Here is a 23,367-nt window from a genome sequence, read left to right as displayed (position 1 = left end):
CGATCCGCGACGGACGACACGCCGAAAGTGTCGCGTTCTTGGATATTTCTAAAGTAAAGATGTAGGTTTCAAGTAGAAAACTACAGGAGGTTGCTTTGAAGAACGCGGTCGACGTCGAATGGTCGTTTCGTCGCTTTAGTGCCCACGGAAAGAGCCTTCCTGAGATCATCCTGACAACTCTCACGGACTGCCACGATGAACATGCCGACGGCCAGGCGCTGATCCGGTCGAAGCATAAACGGTCCTACGGTCAGGTGAGTTACACCGTCCAGGAGAGGCTAGAAGAGGCGCTGGCAGGACTTGAGGGAGTCGAATTTAAGCGTCCTGGCCGCGGCAAGCCTAAGGTGCTCGTAGTAAACGGCACTGCTCTCGTTCCTTGGCGGTACTCCAGGTTGGCGACGGCAGATCTGAACCAACAGAAGTATGGAACTTCGGATTCCCGGATCGGCAACTTCTCAATGCCGGTGGGCCCCTCACAGGGCATGCTTGACCTCGGGGATGGCGCCCGCGCTTCCCTGACGCCCGAGGAAATCGAACTTGTTGACGCTCTGCAGGAGCTGGACGGTTCGGAGTCGCTCAAGCACCACCCGGTAGTAGTCGTTGCCTATGCCAGCAACCATCAGGCCCTGCATCATGCCCTGTGGGCTGACGCTCAGTTGGGCGAGGACGGCACGCTTATCCTGCAGAACACCCAGGAGCTGTTCCATGCGGATTCGGCGGATGCCGCCGCGAAGGCGGAGCCGAAGAGCTTCGATTCCGAGCCCCGCCGTGGCCTCAACCTGATGCCTAAGGAAGCATCCGGATCATGACGAAGCAGCTCACTCTGTTTTCAACCGAAGAACTTCTGTCGACTCAGGCCGTCAGGGATTCCTTTGACCCAGCAAGGTTGACGCAGGCACGGCGGCTGGCAGGGATTACCAAACAGACACTGGGGGACGCGGTCGGAGTTTCGGGAGCGGCCATAGGCCAATATGAGGCCGGCGTGACACCACGTCCTGAAATCGTGGGCCTGCTGGCCAGGGAATTAGGCCAACCCGTCGCCTTCTTTGCGATGGGTCGGCCGATTGGAAAACTGGACGTTTCCCAAGCCCATTTCCGCAGTCTTCGTTCGACGCGCGCGTCGGAGAGGCTCAAGGCCACGTCCTTTGTTGAACAGGTGTGGGAGGTGACTTTCGCGCTGGAAAAGCGGGTTGCCTTCCCGGACGTGAATGTCCCGTTCAATGAAGCGGACAGCAGCATGTCTCCCGTAGAAGCGGCGAGAGCCCTGAGGTCTTACTGGGAATTGCCGGAAGGGCCGATTCCCAACCTGGTGGAACTCATGGAGCTGAACGGCATCGTCGTGTCTGTTCTGACCCTTCGTGGCGACCAGGACGAAACTGCGCGTGTTGATGCCTTCTCGACAGCAGCGCTCAACCGCCCCATCGTCGTGGTGACCCCGGAAAGGGCCCGCTCTGTCTACCGGCACCGGTTCACGTGCGCTCACGAGCTCGGCCACCTCGTCCTCCATCGTGAACTTGCCGTAGGGGACCCTCGCCAGGAACGCGAGGCTGATGCCTTTGCCGCCGAATTTCTGATGCCACGGTCAGAAATAGAGCCGGTTCTCCCCGCAACCATCAACCTTCCAAGGCTCGGGCAGATCGGCCAGACGTGGGGTGTGTCACCGGAGGCTCTGGTGTTTCGCATGCAGGAACTCAAAGGCGCTTCAGACGTTTCTGTCCGGCGTGCGTACCAGAAGCTCAGATCCGGCAACCGGCAGGAGGCCTCCGTGGCAGATTACCCGGGAGAAGTCCCCATGCTGCTGACTGAGGCTATGAAGGTTGCCGACAAGTTTGGGTTTTCTGTGGCCGATCTGGCAAATGAACTCAGATGGGCACCGGAACGGGTTAGGCAAGTGCTGGGCCTCGTGGACGAACGGCCCAAGCTCACCTTGGTTCGCTGACGGGAAGCCCCGCATACGGTGCAGTGCATGGGTTGCAGCAGTTGGGGCGAAGTAGGTGCGCAGTAGCCCCCGCACTGTTGGTCCTGCTGGCGTTTTTCCCGCATTAAAAGCACAGTCCTGCAGATGGCGATCAGATCTTATCCACATCTCGTTTGAATTCGCCCAGTGCCCGCAACGAACCGCGTAGGAATGGAACCTTGCTGAACTTACCGACCCAGGGGGTGTAACTGCATGTCACGTATCGAATGGACGAGATACAACGGGGATGACATCGAATCACTTGTTGCGATGTTCATCAGCGGTGATCATCCGGAGGCAGAACGGATTACCCCATCCAAGGGCGACGGTGGCATCGATGTCCTTGTGAAGACCGATAAGACTCGCGTCTATCAGGTGAAGAAGTTTTCAGGGCCTCTTTCATCCAGTCAGGCGAAGCAGATTAAGAAGTCGGTCGACAGGCTGTGCTCTGACCCTCGCCTCAAGGATCTGCAGGTCGACGAGTGGCATCTGGTCATGCCGTGGGACGCCACCCTGGAAACGAAGAAGTGGGTGACGGACTATGTCACGAAGAAAGGGCTGCCCGAGCCGATCTGGGATGGCCTGACTCAGTGTGACTTCTGGGCCAGCAAGTACCCGCACGTGGTTGATTACTACTTGCGGGGAAATGCCGAGCGTATCCGAGAGATGGCGGTGTCGATCGTCCAGGGATTGCGGCTGAAGGACATCAGGGAAGAAGAGGTACAGAGCAGGGACATTGCTGCCTTGGCGGACGAGCTCAAGGAGACGGTGGCCATATTGAACCGTGAGGACCCTTTTTACGCCTACGGAATTCATGTTGAGCCACAGCTAAAAACTCCTGACAGGGACGATGTGCGCGAAGCGTTGACTAACGTCAAACCAGGTATCGTTCTTTCAACGCTGATCGGGGACAGCCGTTTGGCCCTCCGGGTGGACCTGTATGTGAAGAACCGCGTGGCCCTGCAGCTGGACCCGCTGAAGATCAACATGGTTATGACGGCAAAGCTTGGTTCCGAGCAAGCGGCTGCAATCGAAGACTTCAGAAAGTTCGGCAGCCCAATGGAGTTGTCGGCCGGCGTGAGTGGTTCATCCAACTTCCCGGGCGGACTTGGAGGAGAGTTCGAGAATGCCGGGGTCACCGTGCTTCCGGCATCCGATATTTCGGACCGGGACCGGGAACTTCGCCTTCTGCTCTTCGACGAGGACGACCGTCAGGTTGACTCACTGGTTGTCCACCGTGAATACACCACGACCGGTGTCCCCAGCGAAGACAAAGGCCCGCGTGGCATGGAGTCGCGCCTGACTGATGCCCACAACGTCCTGGAGATTCTCCTGAGATTCGATGTGGATGAACAGAGTTCCGATATGGCCATAACTGCGCACGCTCCACAGGGAAAACTTGCTGTGGACGTCCTGCCCGCGCTGCGCTTCTTCAAGAAATCGACAGCTCCGAATCGGTTAACAGTTGCTCCCCGCTTCGGCCCCGTACCCGATCAACGTCAGCCCCTGATGCCGAGGGACAAGAACATCTCGGATCTCTGGGTTGACGTCGCTGCGGCGCTCAGCCTCATTCAGGAACATACCGCACACAGACTCCACTTTCCTGACCTCGAAAAAATGGAGGAAAGAGCAATCCGCGAGATTCTGCGTGCAGGCGCCCTGCTCCTATGCCAAACGATCACGGAGCACATGGCACTTATTGGAACGGATCACGACGCCACGCTGCCGGACGAAGTAAGAACGGTTACTTTCCTTCTGCCGTGGACGCTTGAATTGCATGAGGGAACTGTTGACCTGGGTTATCTTGCCTACGCTTTCTCGGGCTCCCTTCACAAGCGGGATCAAGAGTACGACGGTGCCAGATACGACGTATGGAGCGTTGATGATGGAAAGGTTCTTGTCAGATGGTCCTCGGAGGAAGAGCAGAAGGCCCTCCCTGGTCTTCCCGTCCTGGGCAGCGACCGTCACTAACGTCCGTGGTTAATACACCTAGGCTGCCCATCGAGACAAAAGCATCTTGCCCGCTTTAGGGAATTCCTGCTGCACCTAGTACGTCGCAGTCGCCGACAAACCCATCAACAGAAAAGAGATGCACCTTCGTGGCAACCGATTACGACGAACTCCGCACCGACGTCAAGGAGTCCCAGGAGAAGTCGTTGGAGGCCCTGAAGTCCGCCAAAGCGCCCGACGCCAAGGCTGTCGTCCAGGAGCTCGACGAGGCTGATGCCTTCGACGGCGTCACTCCCGGTGGCGAGTTCATTGCTGAAGAGCTCGTCGTTCAGGTCATCCCGCAGGCTGACGATGAGTTCACCTGCTGGTCCTGCTTCCTGGTCCGCCACCGTTCGCAGAAGGCGCGCGAGAAGGACGGTCACGCCTACTGCGTTGAATGTGATGGCTGAGCGGTTCTGGCCGGCTGTCCCGGAGCGTATCTGGGACAGCATCCGCGAAGAATTCACCTTGCCGGCGGCGGCAGATCTGGAGAGCCATTGCCAAGCCCTCGGTGAGCCCGAGGCCATGCGCCGTGCAATCCGGGCGTTCATCGGTGAGGAAACGTTCTGCCCCGGCTTCCAGCTCAGAGATGGGCTCTTCCATGAACCGGCGCTGCGCCTCTTTGACCAGGCGATGAGCCTGAAGATTCCTCATAACGTGTTCGCCGCCTGGATGGTCACCCCGCTGCGGGCAGTGTCCCATTCCCGGCCCGTGGACATGCTGGGCAGCATGACGCTGCTCCAGAGCTCCCTCGCGGCCTTCGCGGACAGGTACCGGCCCCTTGAAGGGCGCCGATGACGGGCAGACGGCTGTTTCTGTCGCTGGCCGCGGTGCACGTGGTCGCGAGGTTCGATCTTGCGGGTAAAACCCTGCGGGGCCACACTAAGGGCAACAGGTGCAGGACGTGGCGGAGGGCGGCGCTCATGGGCGGCGACGGGGTATTCAGTATCGTGGCCGGGGTGGATGGTTCTGCCCCGTCGCGCCTCGCCCTGGAATGGGCAGTCACGGAGGCCCGGCTGCGCAACGGCCAGGTCATGGCCGTGACCGCGTGGGAGTTCCCGCCCGCAAACCTCGGTCTGGAAGGCCTGGACTGGGACCCGGACGTCTTCCCTCAGACCGCGCGTCAGCTCCAGCACGAGGCCCTGAAGCGCGTGGACAGCGAAGGCGTGACGGTGACCGGTGACGTTTACGAGGGAAACGCGGCCACCGTGCTCCTGCGGGCTGCCGAGACCGCTGACCTGCTGGTCGTGGGTTCCCGCGGTCTCGGCGGATTTACCGGATTGCTGCTCGGCTCCGTGTCCACCCAGGTCCTCCGTCACTCGCCCTGCCCGGTGCTCGTGGTCCGGAACCGGTCCCGGACCGCCGGCGAGGAATGAGTGATCCGTTGACCCGCTAGGGGGAACATATCCGGCGAAAGCAGCGGTCGTGACCGGTGACCTCAGCCCGGCCATCAGCGGCCGCGGAGCGGACGTGAACCTGGGCCCGGCACCCACTACGGGCCACACAGGCGACCACTCCGAGGGCCACTGAACACCACTAACTCCAGGACACCTGGGAATTCGTGCTCACCGGTGGCATTGAACCGCGGAAACGCTACTTAGCGTCGGTCAGGACGTAGCCGGAGGAGCGCACGGCCTCAGCCAGTGCCTCCTGGTCTGCAGTGCCGGTGACACGGAGGCGCGATGTGCCGCCCGCGACCAGGTCTACGGCCGCCGACTGGACCCCGGATACCCGGGACACGGCCTTTTCGACGGTCTGGACGCAGTGTCCGCAGGTCAGCCCTTCCACGGCGTACTGCGCGCCGGACGCCTGAGCCTCCGACGTTCCGGCGGCCGGCGCCGCAGCCTGCGTTTCGGCCGCGGGGGCGCAGCAGCTGCAGCCGTGCTGCTCAGTGGAGGCCAGGGGGAGTTGGGTTCGTGTTTCGGTTGATCCGCACATGTCAGTTTTCCTTCGAAGCGAGGGATAAAAGGGCTGTTGTGGTTGAACGGCTGTAGCGGCCTGGGGACCGGACAAACCACGTCATTGACAACAATCAAAATTATACCCCCTGGGGGTATCTGCCGCAAGGCTCAGTGCCACAGGGCGTCGCCGCCCGCCGCCCCACGCGGGGGCCGTCGGGCGCTACTGCATTAGCCGGGCGGGGGCGATACTCAGGGCATGAGCAGTCACCCTCAACCGCAGAAGTTCCCGCCGGGGCGGCCGTCCCGGCGGTGGACGCAGGCCCTGCTCACTGCCCTGATTGCCGCAGGAGGGCCTGTAATGGCAGGGCAGCTGGGGCCATGCTGTTTCTGGCGGTAAAGAACCTGGTCCAGGAAAAGACCCGGCTGCTGATCAGCGTCGGCGGGGTGGCGTTCAGCGTGCTGCTGGTCATGAGCATCCAGGGGCTGTACCAGGGCTGGAGCAACAAGATCGGCGAATACATCCGCACCGTGCCGGCCGACTACTGGATCACCCAGACGGGCGCGCCGACATGTTCCACACCCCGTCCGTGCTGCCCCTGACCGTCCAGGATTTCCTCACCGGCGTTCCCGGGGTCGCCAGCGCCAAGCCTTCCAGCGGCCGCCGCGTCGCGTTCGCGCACAACGGCAAGGACATCAACCTTTACGTCATCGCCGACGACACGGAGAAAAACGTCGGAGCCCCCGCACGGGTGGTCGAAGGCAAATCCGTTCCCGACAAGGGAGAGATCATCATCGACCGGGTGGTCGGACGCAGCGAAAACATCCGGATCGGGGACACCATCCCGATCGCCGGCAGGACGCTGAAAGTCTCCGGCTATTCCGAGGGCGGATACATCCTCAGCTTCTCCTTCGCGTTCGCCACCAAGGAAGACGCCGAAAGCATCCTCCAGCTTCCCGGAGCCACCAACTTCTTCCTCGTCACGATCAAAGAGGGCACCGACGCGGGCGAGGTCGCGGCCCGGATCGAAGCCAACCCGGCGGTGGACGCCATCACCAAGGACAGAGGATAGACCAGCTCCACGACGCTGAGCTGCCAGGTCATCCAGTCAACGGTACGACGTCACCGCAATTTTCATGTCAGCCTAGGCTAAAGGAGGCGGGCGCTTCCGCGTCTTGGTTAGACTCGTCATTATGGCTGATGATTCCACGAAGTTGTCTCTGGCCGGTTCTGTCTCCCTCGGGACGGGGGTCATGGTCGGTGCGGGAATTTTTGCCTTGGTGGGCCAGGTGGCCGGACTCGCGGGAGGGTTGGTGCCGGCGGCATTCCTCGCCGGCGCTGTGGTGGTGGCGTTCAGTTCATACTCGTATGTGAAGTACTCCGGGGCCAACCCCTCCTCCGGTGGCATCGCCATGCTGCTCAAGGACGCGTATGGGCCGGGTGTGATTGCGGGGTCGTTTTCCCTGTTTATGTACGTATCGATGGTGGTCGCGGAAAGTCTCCTGGCGCGGACCTTTGGCACCTACATGCTTCGTCCGTTCGGCCTGCAGGGATCGGCTCTGTTAGTGCCGGCCTTGGGTGTGGCGGCGATAGCTCTGGCTGCCGTGGTGAATATCTTCGGTAATACTTTGGTGGAGCGTTCCGCGACCGTGACGGCCGTAGCCAAGATCGTCGGTATCGCTGCGCTGGCGATTGCTGGGCTTCTGGCCGCGGGGTGGTCCTCGCTGGGCACAGCTCTCAGCGGCGGCTCGGGAGAACCGCCGCAGCAGGGCTTCATCGGGTTCCTGGCAGGCACGACTTTGTGCATCCTTGCCTACAAGGGGTTCACCACCATCACCAATCAGGGCGGTGACATCAAGGAACCGAAGAAGAACATCGGCAGGTCGATCACTATTTCCCTCGCCGTTTGCACGGTGATTTACCTGCTGCTGACGGTTTCTGTTGTCGGAAGTTTGAGCGTCCCGCAGATCATTGAGTCCAGGGACTACGCCCTGGCCCGGGCCGCGGAGCCGCTCTTCGGTACGTGGGGTGTGGGGCTGACTATCGCCCTGGCCGTTGTGGCGACGTTGTCGGGTCTTCTGGCCAGTATCTACTCGGTCTCCAGACTCTATGCGATGCTCCAAGAGATGAAGCAGGCACCCGGACTCCCCGACAAAATCAAGCACCAGCCTTTGCTGATCACGGCCGGTCTGGCGATTCTGGTCACCGTTTTCTTCGACCTGACCCAGATAGCGTCCCTCGGGGCCCTGTTGTACATCAGCATGGACATCGCCGTTCACGTTGGCATCATCCGGCATCTGCACCAGGACATCGGGGCCAGGAGGTGGGTACCCGTGGTCGCTATCGTCCTCGACGTTGTGGTTATGACCGCCTTCATTATCGTCAAGGCAGGCCAGGATCTACTCATGCTGGCCGTGGCCGCGGCCTTGTCCCTGACGATCTTTCTTGCACAATGGTGGGCCGTCCGTCACAGGGATCAGGATGCCGAGGCCGACCGGGGGCAACCCTCCGCACTTGAATGACCCGCTCCACACTCTGAAACGCTCCGTCCAGTCCTGCTCGATCGAAGCCGGTCACGGTCCTGGCCGGCGCAGTTGATGGAACCCTGCAGTGCGTGGGAACTGCTCGCGTACGAAGACACTCGTGTTCTGCCTGTCCGTCTTGATGCTGGGTTCCCGTGAGGTGCTGCACGACCAGGGGTAAGGGCTGCAGGGACTTTCATATCCACCGGCCGTGCACAGTTCCGTCGGGTGGCCGTTGATGTCCACGAGTGTCATGTCCATCCCGTGGAGGTGTATCGAGTGGGACATTCCGGAGGCATTGTAGAGGCGGGTCCGGACCAGGTCTCCCTGATTGATGTTGATCGGACCGCCGGAGGCGTCTCCTGTTGTGCCGTTAATGGTACCGAACGGAAACATGCCCCGCTCGTCGGGTTTGGGTACTGCTACGGCGCCTTCGCTGACGGTTTTGCCGTCGTCGTTGGCGGGGTTGGACTGTTGCAGGGTCAAGGCGAGGTCCGCCTGCGGGTTGTTATTCGCAGGGACCTACTTGGGCAGGATGGCGATCAGCCCGACCAGCCCAGCGTGGTTCCTGCTCAGCGGTTTGGTGTGTGTGATAGGCGAAAGTTCCTGCGTGGCCGGGTTCGTAGGCGGGGTATTCGGTTGTGGCACCGGGCTGGACGGGGGTGAAGTCGACTCCGGCGACCCCGTCAGCCTGGATGGGTTCATGGGTTTCGTGAGGGTCATCAGTAGACTTACCATATCCCGCCGGTGCAGTGCCGTGGGGCTTACGGCTGCGGGCATCAGGTCAGGTGTAGTCATAGTTGTGATCCGCCGCATAGGCGCGGAAGACCTCCTCCGGCGTGGACCCGGAGAGTCGGAAGCCGGCGCGCAGAAGATTGGCTAGGTCTTCGATGGCTTCGCGGAGCACCCTGCCGCTCAACCGGACGCCGGGGTCCACGGACCGTCCGGCCTCCTCGCTCAAGGCCACGGCCTGGGCGATGCAGACCCCGAGCGATGTCGCGGGTGTGGTTTCGCGGAAGTAATACGACTCGGGTGTCTGCAACAGGTCAACCCGGATCTGGACAATGTCGACGGCCAACGACTCCAGCGTCCAGGTCGTGGCGCCAGGGCCAGCGTCGCCGACGCTTTTGGCGTAACCTGCCCGGTCCAGAAGCGACAGACGAATAGCCAATCCCCGACGACGTCCGAGGGCCGGGAAAATTTGCATGAACCACGTCACGGCCGCGGTCAATAGGCCGAAGCCAATGACTGATTCAAGCGGAGATGCCATCCGGATCCACGGATCGATAGCGACCACGTCGCCAAAGCCGACGGTGCTGAGCGCAGCCACCGAGAAATACAGGGCTTCCGCGAAATCGCCGTAGCGGGACTCGTCCACCCCGGCGGCGTATACGAAGCCCTGTGGAACATGCGGGAAGTAGATCAACCCCCAGCCCACCGCCTGCAAGGCCGCCCACAGCACAATCACCGCGACGACCGCCGCGGGCCCTGCGACCGAGAGGAACCTGCTGCCCAGAGCGTGAGCGACGCGCCAGACCGTATCAATGCAGAGGCGGCTGACCCGGCCCTGTCCGCTGGGATGCAGGAGAGTGTGGAACACGTCGTTTGCACCCAGCCCGATGATGCCGATTCCCAGAAGGGTGAAGATCCATTCCATGGCCTGCAACTCCTGATTCAACTAGAGAATTTGTGAGGCGAAGAGCGAAGAACCCCGGAAAGCAGTACCGAAATTGTCGGCTTCGATCTCCGCGCTCACATGCTCAATCCCGCGGCGAAAGGAGCGGAAGTTCTTGATGCTCTCAGGCCAAGGAACCACGTCCTGTACATACCGGCAGTATCACCCCTCCAACCTAAAATCTCCGGCAGTTCTAGAAGGGCCGTGCTCGGAGTTCAGGACGCGTGCGTGGGGAACTCGCACGGCATCTCCAACCCGTCATGAGACGGTATTTATCGGCGGAGTGACCACTGGCGTCTGCGTGCCGCCCGGGATGGGTCAGAGAAGGCCCATGGGGTCCACAGGCGATCCATTGAGCCACGTTTCGAAGTGAGCATGGCATCCCGTGGAATTTCCGCTGCTGCCCGAGTACGCAATCAGTTGGCCCTTGTCCACCCTTTGCCCGGTCGATACGGTAACGCTGCTGTTGTGGTAGAGGATCGTGGTGAGTGCGTCACCTCGGACCACGCCGTGGGAAACCATGACGGTGAATCCGCCACCGCCGCTGGTCCAGCCGGCAGTTGTGACCGTTCCCGCGGCCGAAGCATAGACCGGAGTGCCGCAGCCAACCCCGAAATCTATACCGGAGTGGAGGTAGCTGCCGGTCCCCAGGAAATCGATCGTCCCGGGGGGAGTAGCGCGCCAGCCAAAGCCGGACGTAACCGGAACTCCCGCACCAAATGGGCGGCTGACCCCGAACGAGGAAGCGTCGCCTGGCGCCGGAGTCTGCGGCGGGGCGGGGTTCTGCCCCTCCGGGGCCCGGGCGGCGGCCTGCGTCTTCGCGGCCTGCTCGGCCAGCCAGGCTTCGCGTTCACGGCGCTGATTTTCGGCAATTTGAGCCGCGATGGCCTGCTGCTGGGCTTTGACGGACGCCAGTTCCGCCATGATCCGGGGTTTCTTGGCGGCCAGATCTTGTGCCGTAGCCGCGGTCGATATAATCAGCTGATCGAGGTCTTTTTTGGCCGCGGTGGCTTCGGCCCGGGCGGCCTGCTCAGCTTTCAAGGCCGTCTCGGCCTGCTGTTTCAGGTTCGTAATTTCCTGGCGCACGGCGGCGAGCCTGTTCTGAGAGTTCTCGTCGACCGCTCTCTTGTCCCGGGTTCCGGCGGCGGCAGCATTCTGGGCCTTCAGGGCCTGTTCGGTGTGAGTGATAGTGTCCGCGGCTGCTGCGAGGTCGCCGGTGCCGAAGAAGAGGCTGAGGTCCTGGGGTACGCCTCCGCGCTTGTAGGCATCGGCGGCTATCTGTCCCACCATCTTCTGGCTCTCCGCCATCGCCTTCCGGTTTTGAGCCAGTTCGCGGTCTATGTCGGCCAGTGTCCGTTCGGCGGCAGATATGCGCAGAGTGTATGCATCGACTTCACGGGCCGCGGCTGCCACCCGGGACTGCGCTTCGGCGACCGTCTGCTCTGCCGCCGGCATCCGGGCCTGGTAGGTGGCAAGCTGCGAAGCGGTGGTAACGAGCGACGAGTCCACGAACTCCAAAGATTCTTGAACCTGTGCCGCTTGATCCTCCAGCTGCGACTGTGTGTCCTGCAGGTTTTCCGCCTGTGCCGCGGTGCCGCCCAGGGCAGTGAGCAGCAGACCGGCCACCAGGATCCGGGCGGCGAACCGGACCCGTCGGCGGCCGTGCGGTGGGACGGAGGACGGAGCCGGTACAACTCCGGAGATGGAACGCATGCTTGATGACCTTCACAGCAGGGGACCCGATCGAGACTACGGGACGTCTGCGTAAGGCCGGCAGATGGTGCCGGGTGACACGCCGGAGGGATGCTGGGGGAATCATTCCATCGTTTCCGGGTCGGCGGTCGCCGCCGGGGACGGACGGTATCCCGACACGCAAACATATCTGCTTTGAAACCGCGGGCGCGTATCTACGATGAAGTTACGAAGTAACGAAGTAGCGCCGTCGGCTTCGGCAGCGGCCAAGCGCAGACCGACCGGTATTGTTTGAGTAGTCCCAGAGTCCAAACCCGCCGGCTCTCCGGAGGACGAAATCGGGCCGGGTCAGGGATCCTGATTCACGTCTCGACAACCGACAAGGAAACACTCCGTCATGAGCACCGGCTCTGGAAGTACCCGCATACGCCGCCAACCGGCTCCTGCTCATTGTCATGACCCGGCAACGGGCGACAATCTGGCGTGGTGGCGAATTTGATGGCAGCGTTTCTGGTCCGCGGGCTCACGGTCCTGACTGTTTCGCCGTCGCCGTCTCCGGCCCCGGGCGATGGGGGGCTGCGTACTGGCCTGACCGCTGACCAGATTACGCCCGGACTTCTTGGCTTCGTGATGACGGCCTTCATGGTTATCGCCGTCATTCTGCTGATGGTGTCCATGACGCGGCGAATCCGGCGTGTCCGCTACCGCGGGCAGCTCAGTGACGCCGCAGAAGCAGGCGGCACCGCAGAGGTAGCGCCGGCTTCACCCGCTGTGAACGCTGAGCGCCCAGGCCCAGGCCCCGAGTAGACGCGGCTGCGGCACCGTGCCTGAAGGGGCTGCGCCGGACGCACAGAGCGTACCCGTTGCCTTACCCGGTCCCTGGCCAGCCTTAATGACCTCAGGAGCCATGCCGGGACCGTTGCCGGGCATCACGTAACCTTATCCGGACTGAAGATGAACTTCCGCCCGGATCTGTCGTGGGCGCATTGTTCAGGCCCGCGGTGTCCGTTGCCTGCCATGCTTTTGGACTCCGGCGCGGATCGCTGGTGATCAGGCCAGGACTGCCAGAAGGTCTGTGCAGGAGGCTTGGCACCTGCGGCAGGCCTCTGCGCAGATCCTGCAGTGTTCGTGCATACCGGCGTGCTTCTCGCATTCCTCGGCGCAGGCGGCGCATGCAGCCCGGCAGGCCTCAAGAACGGTGCGGATGATGTCGGCGTTGGTTCCGGTCCGGCGGGACAGAATGCTGCCGGTCGCGGCACAGATGTCAGCGCAGTCCAGATCCGTGCGGATGCACGTGGTCAGATCGGCGACCATGCTCTCGCCCAGGCAGGCGTCGGCGCAGGCCGTACAGGCCTGGGCACATTGAAAGCATGCGGCGATGCATTCGGCGAGCTTGTCCTTGTCGATTCCACCAAGCTCCCCTGGGTAGGCGTCAAGCATCGCAACGATGTGATGGCTCATGGTGTTGCTCCTGTCGCTGGTGGTGAGGCGGGCAGCGGGCTGGCGCCGGCTGCCCGCCTCCACAGTAACCCTGCCGCCCTTGCACACCAACGGCCCGCCAGCGCGGGCAGTTTCACCAGGGCCTTCCGATGCCGATGCGCTTCTGGGCCCCGGGCATCCGGGGCAACCGATTCCTGGCTAGCCTCCGGCTACGGCGCCGGTGATGAGGGATTTGAGGATGCTTTGATCGGCCAGGCCCAGGATCCTGGCGGCGACCCGTCCCTGTTTGTCGAGTACGAGGGTGGACGGGACCGCCTGCGGTGGTACGTACTGGGTCATGGCCAGCAGGATGCCGCCGTTTTTGTCCTGCATGCTGGGGTAGGTGATTCCGAAGGTCCGTTCGAAGGCGACAGCGGCTTCCTCGTCGCGGACGTTCAAGCCGTAGAACAGGACGTTCTGTGGTTTGAACTCGTTCCAGAGTGCTTCCAGCCGGGGCGCTTCGAGCCGGCACGGGGCGCCTGCGGCGTACCAGAAGTTCAGGACGATCACCTTTCCGGCCCAGTCGCCGGAGTTAACGACCGTCCCGTCGTACTGTTCCCCCGTTACTGCCACCGGCGGCTTCCGCTCGGCGGCGGCATATTCGGTGACGGAGCCGTCCCCGGCGATGTAGTTCTTGTTGTCGCCGGCTTTGGCCTGCTGGGCGAGGGGATCGCCGGAGGCGCATCCTGCAAGAACCGGGGCGGCCAGGACGCCCAGAAGAGCTGAGGACAGCAGACGGCGCCGGGAGAAACCCGGCATTGTCTCCGGAGCCAGGGGAGCGGCGTCCGACGGTGTCGGGAGGCTAGGTTTATGCATGGCTATCCTTTGATAACGGAATTGTAACTTCGAGGCCAGGCTGGATAGAGTTGACGCAATACATACCCCGCACGGGTATGCGTGAGGCCGCTTCGCCAAACCCCGCCGGCGGTCCATGAACTTTCAGTCTTTTGGCGGGGGCGGAGGACCCTCAAACGGCGCCATAGCGCGCCTTGGGGTGAAGCCGGCCCTGTGAGTCCACGCCTGTGGGACGGCTTGCGGGGCGGGCCGGAGATTCCACTCGTCCGAATCCGACAGCTAACTTCGCCGGCGCTGAGAGGACACGCGTTTTGCCTTCCCACCGTATACACGGCCGCCGCCGTGCCGTTCCCACGTCTTCGCCTGCCCAGGGGCGGCGCCGGGCCGCCGTCCTTACGCCCGCCGTCCGGGGAAGCCGCGGGCAGCGGCTGGGCGCGGCCGCGACGGTCACGGGGTTGATTGCCATGACGGTGCTCTCCGCGGCGCAGGCAGATCCGGACCGCTTGGACGCCGACCGGGAACGCCCCGCCGCCTCGGCAACGGCAGTTGAACAGCCGGCGGTCACGGCCGACGCAGGCGCCGGCCTGGCCTTTGACCGGCCCGCCGTCCGCTCCTCACCTGCACCGAGGGCATCACCGGCACCGAACGTCCAGTCGGCCCGGACTCCGGCAACGACCGGGCCGGGCGCTGGCCAGGCTGCGGCGTCCGTTCCTGGCGTGGGGTTGCGGGCGCCGTTGTCCTCCGTGAATGTCAGTTCCCCCTTCGGTCTCAGGGTGAACCCGCTGACCGGGGCATCCGGGGAGTGGCATACCGGGATCGACTTGACCGGGGCCTGCTCCACCGCCGTCTTCGCCGCCGGAGCCGGGACGGTGCTCGAGGCGGGTTGGAGCCAGTACGGCGGCGGAAACAGGATCGTGTTGGACCACGGCAACGGCTTGAAATCCACGTATAACCACCTGGCGAGCATCGGTGTCTCGGTCGGGCAGGTCGTCGCTGGGGGCGCGTTGATCGCCGGTGTGGGGACGACGGGAAACTCCACCGGCTGCCATCTCCATTTCGAGGTTATGGTCAACGGCCGGACGGTCAATCCTGCCGCATTCATCTGAGAGGGCTTTCCGCGGCTCCCGGACAAACGGGGCGGGGGATGGTTTTACGCATCGCTGTTGCCGGGGCGTGTGTGTGCGCCGTTCAGGTGTTCACGGTTCAGTGCTTCCAGCTGATCGTCGGTGAGGCTGTCGAAGGAGATAGCTTCGCTCCGGTCGCTGCGGGCGAACCGGACGAACATCAGGATGATCAGGGGAACGTCGACGATTTCGGCCAGGAACCACAGCAGGTCCCCGGCGAGCTGCTGGTCCCGCAACGCCTCGGGCAGCCAGCCAGGGTGCCCGGCCAGGGCCTGGGTTGCCCCGTCCAGGATCTGCGGACTGATCCGCATCATGATCCCGGGCACGGCGTCGGCGACGAGTTCGATGAACACGTAAATGAATTCGACGATGATGAGCGCACTGACGGCCTTGGCCGGTCCGTCCTCGATGATCGGTACGACCATCAGCAGTCCTGTCAGCGGAACGAGAACGGTCAGGGCCACGTCCCACAGCGGGTCCGTCCGCAGGGGAGGAACAGCGGAGTCAGGAAGACGGTGAACATTCCCAGGCCCAGCAGCGCCGCAACGGCGGTGTTGCTCAATGACCGCATCACCGGGTGGTCCAGGAATGATCCGAGCCGCTCCACGCCGTCCGGTCCCAGCGTCTCGCGGGCCAGTGTCAATGGTTTGCCGGCGGTGACGAGCAGCGGGACGATGAACAGGTATGAGGTGATCTTCAGCGTGAAGACCCAACGCAGGTCGTGGCTGTAGACACCGGTAAACCCGAAGCTGAGCAGCGCGAAGCTGCCCAGGCCCAGGACGTAGACGTCAGGGTCCGCCACCACGGCCAGCGGATCCCGCGCCGCCTGGCGGCGCCACGGCCGCGGGCATAGAGCAGGGCTGCGGCGGCCAGCAGAGCAAGGGCCGGCCAGTTCAGGGTCCAGGAGGTCAGGACAACATCCAGGGGCGGCATGCTCAGCGCTTTTTCGTCTCGGTGCGCCCGGCGAGAACTGCGCCGATGAGGATCAGCACACCACCGGTGGGGTAGCCGATGAAAATGTCCTCGGTGAGGCTGGGCCCCTGCCCGGTAGCGGCCAGGTGGGCGATCCAGTGGCTGATGGCGACCAGCGCGCCGGCGGCCATAAGAACCTGTCCGATCCGGACGAACCGCCTGTGCCGGCGGTAGCCGGACTCGGCGTCAGCCGGTGTTTTGGGCTTGTGGAACTTCTTCATGCGGTTTCCTTTGCGTGACGCGTGGTGGGCTTAGCCGTTGGTTCCGCCGGTGCACGCGGCGCCGGGTTCCGGTGCCTTCGGGGACTGGGCGTAGGCGCCGATGAAAGCGGCGATCCGCGGGTCCCCGGCGTCCTGCAGGTCCAGCCGGGTGCCCCAGGCGGTGGCGGTGACCGGGGTGCTCTGGTCGTTGTCCGGGCTGAGCAGGAGATAGGGTTCGGCCTTGGCGAGATCGGTGAGCTTGGTGATCTCTGCCGCCGGCAGGTCCGGTTTGTAGGTCAGCCACACAGCGCCGTGTTCGAGGGAATGGACGGCGCGTTGTTCGCTGACCGGTTCGGTGTAGACTCCGCAGTTCGTCCAGACCGGCGCATGGTCACCTCCGACGCCGGGCTCCTGGGGATAGGCGACTGCAGTCTGGACGTGGTTGCGGGACAGCCCGGTGTACGTCTGGACCCCGTCGATGGGTTTTTTTGCAGCTTCGGCGGCTGCGTTCTTCTCCTGTATGAAACCGCTGACGACGAGGGCCACAGCGGTAATGATGATCGCCAGGACCAGGCCGAAACTGCCGTAGACCAGGAGGTTCCATTTGCGTTGCTTGGCTTTCTGCTGGGCCCGGACGGCGGCCAGGACGGCCTCGTGCTCGGCGCGGCGCTTTCCGGCGTTACTCATGTGTTGGTCCTTTGGATGGGTTCGGCAGGATCGGTGCGCGGATCGGGCGAGCGGGTGCCGACTTCTGAGCGCGACCGAGACCGGAGGGCCTGGAAGAGGGCTATGCCTGCGAGGAAGAGCAGGCCTGAGACCCAGGTGTTCACGCGCAGCCCCAGGATGGTGTTGGCGGGGTCGGAGCGCATCAGTTCGAAGACGAAACGCCCGGCGGTGTAAAGAACGACGTAGAGCGCGAACACCGAGCCGGCACCAAGCTTGTATCTGCGGTCCAGGAACATCAACAGCGACGCGGCGCCCAGGCACCAGAGCGATTCGTAGAGGAAAGTGGGTTGGAAGTAGCCCAGCACTTCCGGTGCGCCGCCGGGCCCGGTTACCGCCTGGCCGGTGGCCTGGTTCATGTTATGGATCTGGAGTTTCCAGGGCAGATCTGTCGGGGCGCCGTAGAGCTCGTTGTTGAACCAGTTCCCCCACCTCCCCAGGCCCTGGGCGATCAGCAGGCCCGGGGCGGCCGCGTCCACAAATGCCGTGAAGGGCACCCCGGCACGCCGCGCCCCGATCCAGGCGCCGACAAGGCCCAGGGCGACGGCCCCCCAGATCCCGAGGCCGCCCTCCCAGATCCGGACCGCGCCCCACGGGTCCTTGCCCGGCCCGAAATAGAGCTGGTTGTCGGTGATGACATGGTAGAGCCTGCCGCCGACGATGCCGAACGGCACCGCCCAGGCCACGATATCCAGGGTCTGGGCAGTGCTGCCGCCCCGGAACCGCAAGCGGCGGGCAGTCAGCCAGACACCGGCAACGATGCCGGCCAGGATGGCGAGGGCGTAGAAGCGGATGGTCAGCGGCCCCAACGCGAAGGCGCTCACGGTCGGGGAAGGGAAGAACAGTTCTGTCACGACAGGGGTGTTCATGGTCGGGGTCCCTTATTTGATGTAGGAGAAGACGCCCATCATGCCGCGTTCGGCATGGTAGGCGTTGTGGCAGTGGGTCAGCCACTGGCCCGGGTTATCGGCGTCGAAGACGACCGTGACGGTCTGCTTTGGCCGGACGATGACGGTGTCTTTGCGGGCGCCACCGTCGCCGACCTGGAAGGTGTGTCCGTGCAGGTGCATGGGGTGCCACATGGTGGTGTCGTTGATGAACTTCACTTCGACCCGTTCGCCGGCTTTGATGTCGAAGGCATTCTGGAAGGGCTTGTCCATGTCGAAGCGGTTTCCGTTGATGCCCCAGTCGTATTTCTCCATGCCGCCGGTGAGGTGCAGTTCGTGGGTACGGTCAGGCGTTTTGGCGGGCAGGACGACGTCAGGGGCTGCCTTGAGCTGACCGCCGTCGACTACCGTGCCTTCGAGCTTGTTCGGCAGGGTGGCAGGGAGAGGCTGTTTGCCCGTGCCGGTGCTGATGAAGCCCAGTGCCTGGCCGGTTTTCCCCTCGGGCAGCGCCACGACGGGAGTGAATCCGTCTTTGACGGTGATGATGGCGTCGATGCGTTCGCCCATGCCGAGTACGACGGCGTCGACGTCCTGGTGCTGGACGGGGAACCCGTCGGTGTGGGTGAGGGTGAGTTTCTGGCCGGGGATGCCGACGCGGTACGCGGTGTCGCCGGCGGCGTTGATGATCCGCAGCCGGATCACCTGTCCAGCCGTGGCGGCAAGGGTGTCTGCTTCATCCGGGGCTTTTGAGTTGAACAGGTGGTACGGGTAGCTGACGTCGCCGGCGTCGCCGCCGAGGAAGTCGCTGCGGGAGCCCATGAGCATGTGCTTCATGCCCATCCCCATTGATCCCCCGGACATGCCGCCGGAAAGTTCCTTGAGGACCTCGTCCGGGGTCCCGGTGATACCGTCCATCCAGTCATCCAAGACGATCACCCAGTCCCGGTCATAGATGAGTTGTTCGGCCGGGTCCTCGATGATCAGTGCCCCGTAGAGGGCGCGTTCGCGCTGCATTTCGACGTGGGAGTGGTACCAGTAGGTGCCGGGGTGGGGGAGACGGAAATCGTAGGTGAACCCGGTGCCGGCGGAGACCGGGTCCTGGGTGACGTTGGGGACGCCGTCCTGATCGTTTCGCAGGGCGAGTCCGTGCCAGTGGATGCTCGTCGGGTCCTTCAGCTGGTTGGCCAGCGCAACCTGGAGCCGGTCACCTGCGGTGGCGCGGATGGTGGGCGCGCTGATTCCTCCGTTGTAGCCCCACGTGGTGACGGGCTTTCCGGCGACAGTTGCTTGCAAGGATCCGGTTGTCAGGTTCTGGGTGACGGTCTTGCCGCTGAATGCCCGGCGGGCTTCGTAGTCGGCAACGAGAGGGTCAGTTGGCAGGACCCTCTCCGTGAGGCCTGGGGCGCCCTGGGTGTTGGTGCACGCGGCGAGGGCCGCCGCGGCGGCCGTTGCTACCGACAGGCCCAGGAAGCGGCGCCGGCCCAGGTGGTGATCGGGGTGGTGGTTCATGTGAAGTCCTTCGCGGTGGGGCCCAGTGTCGGGCCGCGGTGTTAGATGGGTGTGAGAAAGGTTCCGGAGAGGTTCTGGAGCTGATAGATCCACGTCACCCAGACCCCGGAAACCATGAGCACGCCCAGGATGATGAGCATGGAGGCTCCGGCGATGTTGACGACCCGGATGTGACGGCGGACGAAAGTCAGGGCTGTGCTGACCCAGTTCAGGCCCAGGGCGGTCAGGGCGAAGGGGATGCCCAGGCCCAGGCAGTAGGCGAATGCCAGCAGCGCTCCGCGTCCTGCACTGCCGGTGGTGACGCTCAGGGACAGGACAGCGCTCAGCGTCGGACCCATGCAGGGCGTCCAGCCGAGTCCGAAGACGACCCCGAGCAGGGGTGCCCCCGCGAGACCTGTCTTGCGGCCGGGGGTGAGCTTTCGGGTCTGTTGCAGCCAGGGGACCAGCCCGAGCAGGGCTGCGCCCATCAGGATCACCACGATGCCGAGGCCGCGCATCAGGGCATCCTGCCAGCGCAGCAGCCAGGACCCGATGGCGCCGAAGGCGGCCCCGTAGAGGGTGAACACCGCGGCGAAACCCAGAACAAAGAGCCCGACGCCGGCCAGGACCCGGCGGCGGTTATGTGGCTGGGTCGGGTCGGTCAGCCCGGAGACGAAGCCCAGATAGCCGGGCACCAAAGGAAGGATGCACGGCGAGAGGAAGGACACCAGTCCTGCAGTCATGGCCAGCGGGATGGCGATGACCAGCGCGCCGGAAGTCACCATGGACGCAAAGTATCCGCCGATGTCCATCGGTTCAGCTGGCGTCGGAGGGCCGGAAAGTGGCCCCGCCGTCCGTGGAGACCACCACTTCGGTGGAGGTGGCGGCCCAAACCCTGGGGTTCCCGTCGGAGCCCTCCGTCGCGGCGACGGCCTGGACCGCACCGCTGATCTGGCCCTTCCTGGTCCAGGTTGCTCCGCCGTCTGCGGAGTAGTGGACGGTGCCGCCGGGTTCGACGCCGACGGCTTCCGTGGCGCTGGCAAATGCGGCGAACTGGATCACCGGCGCGGCCTTGTCCAGCGCCCAGGTGGCACCGCCGTCGGTCGAACGCTGCACGCCGTCCTGGGTGGTGGCGAGGACGGTGTCGCTGAAGGGGTTTCCGGCCAGGGCTGCGGGAATGAAGCCTGCGCCGACTGTTTTCCAGGTGGTGCCGTCGGTGCTGGTGCGCAGGGTCCCGTCGAAGGCCACGATCCCGGATTTGGTGGCGGTGAGCGCATGGAAGTCCGATTCACCCTGACGGGAGAGCTTCTCCCACGTTTTACCGCCGTCGCTGGTTTTGACCAGACCGAGAGGACTGGGAAGGGCTGAGCCAGCGCCGGGGTGTCCGGAAGCGTAGAACACGCCGTCGTCCATGGCAGCCGTGAAGCCCATGAGGTCATTGGTGGGTCCGATTTTCACGGCCAGCTTTTTGGAAACGTCGAACAGGCCCTCGTGCGTTGCCAGCAGTACCTGGCCGGTTTCACCATTGACGCTCAGCCCATGGACGTGGGAACTGGGCCGACCGGTCGCGGTACCTGCTGACGCGGTATTGGACGCAGGGGTTGCAGGCGGGGCGCAGGCTGCCAGGGACAGGACCAGGGCGGCTGCTGCGGCCAGGATCGCCGCCGGGCGACGGCCGGATGTGGGTGGGAAAGACACGGGAACTCCAGGGATCGGAAGGAACAAGGGGCAGTGGGCCGGCCCCTGGGCGGGACCGGCCTCTGAGGATGCCGGCTAGAGAGCGGCCAGCAGGTCCTTCATTTCCTTCAATTGCGCTTCCTGGGAAGTGACGATGCTCTTGCTGAGCTGCACGGCGTCCGGGCTCTTCCCGTCGGTGCTTTCGGTCTGGGCCATCATGACTGCGCCGTCGTGGTGGGTGATCATCTGAGACAGGAAGAGCTTGGCCGCATCGGTCCCCTGCGCGGCGTCCAGTTTCGCCATGTCATCGCCACTCATCATGCCGGACATGCCGCCGCCTGACATGCTGCCGGATATCTGGGAGGATTCCTTCCAGTCGCTGAGCCACGTGGTCAGCTGGTCGATCTCGGGGCCCTGCTCTGCCTTGATCTTTGTGGCCAAAGCACTCACTTTCGGGTCGATGCCCTGCTTCTTGAGCATAATGTCGCTCATTTCCACGGCCTGCGTGTGGTGGGGGATCATTCCCTGCGCGAACATGGTGTCGGCCGCGTTGTGGTTCCCGGTAACCGTCGAGGCGGAGCCTGAGGACATTCCGGAGCTGCCGTGGTTCATGCCCGGCATGCTGCCGCCGCTGGAGTTGTTGGGGCTGGCGGAGCATCCTGCCAGCGCGATGGCAGCGACGAGGGCGGTCGCTGGGATTGTCAGAAATTTTTTCATGAAAAGAGGTCCTTGAAGACATCAACCGACGCGGGGCGCCGTCGTTTGGTGACACGCACGACAATCAGGCCGGAGTTCCCGGCAGGGCGCGTCAGGGTAAGGGCTCATGCGCCGGTCAGAACACGGCGCAGATCAGCCGCTTACGTCCGGCTGATGCAGAGCTGGCCCGGTGAAGGACTTCCCGGAAGGTAGGAGTAGATGGAGCCAGGGGTCGGCGCGGCATCGTCCACGACTGCAAAAGGGGTTTGGCCAGGTGGCGGGGCTGCCAGAGACGCGTTGCCGGGGGACGGGATGCACGACGCATCCATGGCGGACATCATCGCGCACCCGCCAAGATCAACGCATGAGAGTCCCTGGACGGACGTCGTGCCCCCTGATGGTGAACTGTCTATAGCCGGCGCGGCGCCGGGGGCACGGGATGTGTGTTCCGTGGCCGGAGACTGCATCACCTGCGGCATCTCCGCGCCCGGAACGGCGGCCGATGCCGGCATGATGTGGGAGCCGGTCATGATGTGCATGCCGAAGATCCCGGCAATGATGGCCAGCAGACCAGCCAGCAGGCCCGCGCGGCGGAGGAACGACGTAACGCGGCGGGATAAAGCGTCGGTCATGAGGTTCTCCTTCCGTGCGGGTTGACTTCGTTCAAGGGTACCGGGCCGGGCGGGCCGCGGCGTCTGATGGGTTCAACAAACCGGTAAAGGGCTGAGTTTCATCCGGTGCAGCCGCGGGGCATTCGGTACCCCGCCGATTGTGGGACTGACATCATTACGGCACCGACGAGTGGGAGCACGCGACGTTGGCGAAGACCACCCCGGCGGGGGTCGGAGATGGTGTTGTAGCAGGCGTGGATGAGGTAGCCCAAGTTCTGTGGGTTACCTGGCTCCTCGTCAATTGTCGCTCCCCGCAGGCAAACCCTCCTTGAGCACCCGCATTAATGGTTGCCCGTCTCGGCGGCCGCTGAATTAGCTGGTGCTGGCGAGGCTGTATCCGGCGCGGATTACCGCATCCCGGACCGCGGTGAGGGCAACTGTTCCGGCGACGGTCAGACGGGATACTCCGCCGGCGACGAGCTCGACGGTCGCCGACTCCACTCCGTCCACGGCCCTGACCGCGTTTTCAACCGTTTGAACGCAGTGCCCGCAAGTAAGTCCTTCGATCAGGTAGTCCAAGCCCTCGACCGGGGCCAGCGTCTGTGCGCGGGCATCGGGGCCGCAACAGCTGCGGCCAGAGGAATCCGCGGCGGAAAGGGAAAATTCGGTCCGAATATCTGATGTGCACATGTCAGGTCGTTCCTTTGCAGAAAGGCGTGATGGGGATGCTGGGGATGAACGGCTGTAGCGGCCGGCGGGTCCGCGGGCCTGGACAAACCACTTCACTGACAACAAACCAAATATACCCCCAAGGGGTATTTCTTGCAAAGGAAGCGGGCACCGCCACAAGGCAGCGCCACTGGACATGTGCTGGATCCCCGCCGATCCGCGCCGGCCGCAGCAGGATTCCGCGCTCATTTCGACCGTCCCCGGAACCGGCACGGCATCCGGAGCGGGAAGGGGCGGCCGCCGGCCCGCTGT

General features: G+C 63.7%; 28 protein-coding genes and 1 riboswitch. Of the genes, 10 read left to right on the top strand and 18 right to left on the bottom strand.

All coding sequences use genetic code 11. The features are described from left to right. Positions 1–95 precede the first annotated feature (95 nt). The 6 genes from ASPU41_RS16620 to ASPU41_RS16595 all read left to right on the top strand — a co-directional run bounded on the left by ASPU41_RS16620 (position 96) and on the right by ASPU41_RS16595 (position 5,322). Positions 96–809 (top strand): hypothetical protein, encoded by a 714-nt coding sequence (locus ASPU41_RS16620; RefSeq protein WP_069951848.1) that lies wholly within the window; start codon positions 96–98, stop codon positions 807–809. Further along, positions 806–1,939, top strand: a complete 1,134-nt coding sequence (locus tag ASPU41_RS16615) for an ImmA/IrrE family metallo-endopeptidase (protein ID WP_069951847.1) — start codon at positions 806–808, stop codon at positions 1,937–1,939. The genes ASPU41_RS16620 and ASPU41_RS16615 overlap by 4 nt, the downstream gene beginning before the upstream one ends. Before the next feature lie 231 nt (positions 1,940–2,170). Beyond that, positions 2,171–3,928 carry a hypothetical protein gene (locus ASPU41_RS16610; RefSeq protein ID WP_069951846.1) on the top strand — a complete coding sequence of 586 codons (1,758 nt, stop codon included), beginning with the start codon at positions 2,171–2,173 and terminating at the stop codon, positions 3,926–3,928. A gap of 128 nt (positions 3,929–4,056) precedes the next feature. After that, the gene (locus ASPU41_RS16605; RefSeq protein WP_069951845.1) at positions 4,057–4,356 is read left to right on the top strand and encodes a DUF4193 domain-containing protein; all 300 of its coding nucleotides are present in this window, start codon (positions 4,057–4,059) and stop codon (positions 4,354–4,356) included. Beyond that, positions 4,349–4,744, top strand: coding sequence for a hypothetical protein (locus ASPU41_RS16600; protein WP_069951844.1), 396 nt, complete (start codon positions 4,349–4,351; stop codon positions 4,742–4,744). The genes ASPU41_RS16605 and ASPU41_RS16600 overlap by 8 nt, the downstream gene beginning before the upstream one ends. Further along, positions 4,741–5,322 carry a universal stress protein gene (locus tag ASPU41_RS16595; RefSeq protein WP_331712762.1) on the top strand — a complete coding sequence of 194 codons (582 nt, stop codon included), beginning with the start codon at positions 4,741–4,743 and terminating at the stop codon, positions 5,320–5,322. Before ASPU41_RS16600 ends, ASPU41_RS16595 begins: the two co-directional genes overlap by 4 nt. Positions 5,323–5,539: 217 nt before the next feature. On the opposite strand, the gene ASPU41_RS16590 is transcribed toward ASPU41_RS16595, so the two are convergent. After that, positions 5,540–5,884: a heavy-metal-associated domain-containing protein gene (locus tag ASPU41_RS16590; protein ID WP_069951842.1), complete on the bottom strand. Its 345-nt coding sequence runs from the start codon at positions 5,882–5,884 to the stop codon at positions 5,540–5,542. A 341-nt stretch (positions 5,885–6,225) separates the two neighbouring features. Here ASPU41_RS16590 and ASPU41_RS16585 point away from each other — a divergent pair, with 341 nt between their 5' ends. The 3 genes from ASPU41_RS16585 to ASPU41_RS16575 all read left to right on the top strand — a co-directional run bounded on the left by ASPU41_RS16585 (position 6,226) and on the right by ASPU41_RS16575 (position 8,367). After that, positions 6,226–6,447 carry a hypothetical protein gene (locus tag ASPU41_RS16585; protein WP_069951841.1) on the top strand — a complete coding sequence of 74 codons (222 nt, stop codon included), beginning with the start codon at positions 6,226–6,228 and terminating at the stop codon, positions 6,445–6,447. Then, entirely contained in the window at positions 6,417–6,917 is a 501-nt protein-coding gene (locus tag ASPU41_RS16580; RefSeq protein WP_069951840.1) for a hypothetical protein, read from the top strand. Before ASPU41_RS16585 ends, ASPU41_RS16580 begins: the two co-directional genes overlap by 31 nt. Before the next feature lie 181 nt (positions 6,918–7,098). After that, positions 7,099–8,367, top strand: a complete 1,269-nt coding sequence (locus ASPU41_RS16575) for an APC family permease (RefSeq protein ID WP_231941105.1) — start codon at positions 7,099–7,101, stop codon at positions 8,365–8,367. 51 nt (positions 8,368–8,418) lie between these two features. Here the strand turns inward: ASPU41_RS16575 and ASPU41_RS16570 are convergent, their stop codons facing one another. The 6 genes from ASPU41_RS16570 to ASPU41_RS16545 all read right to left on the bottom strand — a co-directional run bounded on the left by ASPU41_RS16570 (position 8,419) and on the right by ASPU41_RS16545 (position 14,029). Beyond that, positions 8,419–8,853: a multicopper oxidase domain-containing protein gene (locus tag ASPU41_RS16570; RefSeq protein ID WP_069951839.1), complete on the bottom strand. Its 435-nt coding sequence runs from the start codon at positions 8,851–8,853 to the stop codon at positions 8,419–8,421. A 22-nt stretch (positions 8,854–8,875) separates the two neighbouring features. Further along, positions 8,876–9,064: a multicopper oxidase domain-containing protein gene (locus tag ASPU41_RS24105; RefSeq protein WP_083266706.1), complete on the bottom strand. Its 189-nt coding sequence runs from the start codon at positions 9,062–9,064 to the stop codon at positions 8,876–8,878. A gap of 87 nt (positions 9,065–9,151) precedes the next feature. Then, the gene (locus tag ASPU41_RS16565; RefSeq protein ID WP_069951838.1) at positions 9,152–10,024 is read right to left on the bottom strand and encodes a potassium channel family protein; all 873 of its coding nucleotides are present in this window, start codon (positions 10,022–10,024) and stop codon (positions 9,152–9,154) included. Positions 10,025–10,360: 336 nt separating this feature from the next. Beyond that, entirely contained in the window at positions 10,361–11,755 is a 1,395-nt protein-coding gene (locus tag ASPU41_RS16560) for a M23 family metallopeptidase (protein WP_069951837.1), read from the bottom strand. Between the two features lie 1,029 nt (positions 11,756–12,784). Then, the gene (locus ASPU41_RS16550) at positions 12,785–13,195 is read right to left on the bottom strand and encodes a four-helix bundle copper-binding protein (protein ID WP_069952768.1); all 411 of its coding nucleotides are present in this window, start codon (positions 13,193–13,195) and stop codon (positions 12,785–12,787) included. A 177-nt stretch (positions 13,196–13,372) separates the two neighbouring features. Then, positions 13,373–14,029, bottom strand: a complete 657-nt coding sequence (locus ASPU41_RS16545; protein WP_442856208.1) for a TlpA family protein disulfide reductase — start codon at positions 14,027–14,029, stop codon at positions 13,373–13,375. 93 nt (positions 14,030–14,122) lie between these two features. After that, a riboswitch (cyclic di-AMP (ydaO/yuaA leader) is annotated at positions 14,123–14,311 on the top strand. An 8-nt stretch (positions 14,312–14,319) separates the two neighbouring features. Here ASPU41_RS16545 and ASPU41_RS16540 point away from each other — a divergent pair. Beyond that, a complete protein-coding gene (locus ASPU41_RS16540; RefSeq protein WP_069951834.1) occupies positions 14,320–15,114 on the top strand; it encodes a M23 family metallopeptidase in 795 nt (264 codons plus the stop codon). A 44-nt stretch (positions 15,115–15,158) separates the two neighbouring features. On the opposite strand, the gene ASPU41_RS23770 is transcribed toward ASPU41_RS16540, so the two are convergent. The 11 genes from ASPU41_RS23770 to ASPU41_RS23090 form a co-directional block, all read right to left on the bottom strand. Further along, positions 15,159–15,596, bottom strand: coding sequence for a cytochrome c oxidase assembly protein (locus tag ASPU41_RS23770; RefSeq protein WP_269450054.1), 438 nt, complete (start codon positions 15,594–15,596; stop codon positions 15,159–15,161). Then, positions 15,587–15,937 (bottom strand): cytochrome c oxidase assembly protein, encoded by a 351-nt coding sequence (locus ASPU41_RS23765; RefSeq protein WP_269450053.1) that lies wholly within the window; start codon positions 15,935–15,937, stop codon positions 15,587–15,589. Before ASPU41_RS23765 ends, ASPU41_RS23770 begins: the two co-directional genes overlap by 10 nt. A 130-nt stretch (positions 15,938–16,067) precedes the next feature. After that, positions 16,068–16,325, bottom strand: a complete 258-nt coding sequence (locus tag ASPU41_RS16530; RefSeq protein ID WP_069951833.1) for a hypothetical protein — start codon at positions 16,323–16,325, stop codon at positions 16,068–16,070. 30 nt (positions 16,326–16,355) lie between these two features. Further along, on the bottom strand, positions 16,356–16,991 hold the full coding sequence (locus ASPU41_RS16525) for a DUF3105 domain-containing protein (RefSeq protein ID WP_069951832.1): 636 nt from the start codon (positions 16,989–16,991) through the stop codon (positions 16,356–16,358). After that, a complete protein-coding gene (gene lgt / locus ASPU41_RS16520) occupies positions 16,988–17,896 on the bottom strand; it encodes a prolipoprotein diacylglyceryl transferase (RefSeq protein WP_069951831.1) in 909 nt (302 codons plus the stop codon). The genes ASPU41_RS16525 and lgt overlap by 4 nt, the downstream gene beginning before the upstream one ends. Before the next feature lie 12 nt (positions 17,897–17,908). Next, the gene (locus ASPU41_RS16515) at positions 17,909–19,423 is read right to left on the bottom strand and encodes a multicopper oxidase family protein (RefSeq protein WP_069951830.1); all 1,515 of its coding nucleotides are present in this window, start codon (positions 19,421–19,423) and stop codon (positions 17,909–17,911) included. 41 nt (positions 19,424–19,464) lie between these two features. After that, on the bottom strand, positions 19,465–20,214 hold the full coding sequence (locus ASPU41_RS16510; RefSeq protein ID WP_069951829.1) for a cytochrome c biogenesis CcdA family protein: 750 nt from the start codon (positions 20,212–20,214) through the stop codon (positions 19,465–19,467). 4 nt (positions 20,215–20,218) lie between these two features. After that, positions 20,219–21,100, bottom strand: coding sequence for a F510_1955 family glycosylhydrolase (locus ASPU41_RS16505; RefSeq protein WP_069951828.1), 882 nt, complete (start codon positions 21,098–21,100; stop codon positions 20,219–20,221). A gap of 75 nt (positions 21,101–21,175) precedes the next feature. Further along, entirely contained in the window at positions 21,176–21,796 is a 621-nt protein-coding gene (locus ASPU41_RS16500) for a DUF305 domain-containing protein (RefSeq protein ID WP_069951827.1), read from the bottom strand. Positions 21,797–21,936: 140 nt separating this feature from the next. After that, on the bottom strand, positions 21,937–22,407 hold the full coding sequence (locus ASPU41_RS16495; RefSeq protein WP_069951826.1) for a hypothetical protein: 471 nt from the start codon (positions 22,405–22,407) through the stop codon (positions 21,937–21,939). 351 nt (positions 22,408–22,758) lie between these two features. Beyond that, positions 22,759–23,076: a heavy-metal-associated domain-containing protein gene (locus ASPU41_RS23090; protein WP_069951825.1), complete on the bottom strand. Its 318-nt coding sequence runs from the start codon at positions 23,074–23,076 to the stop codon at positions 22,759–22,761. Between the last annotated feature and the right edge of the window lie 291 nt (positions 23,077–23,367).

The sequence above is a fragment of the Arthrobacter sp. U41 genome, assembly GCF_001750145.1.
Taxonomy (GTDB): domain Bacteria; phylum Actinomycetota; class Actinomycetes; order Actinomycetales; family Micrococcaceae; genus Arthrobacter.
The sequence above is the reverse complement of the archived record's forward strand: the minus strand, read 5'-3'. Positions and strand labels throughout refer to the sequence as shown.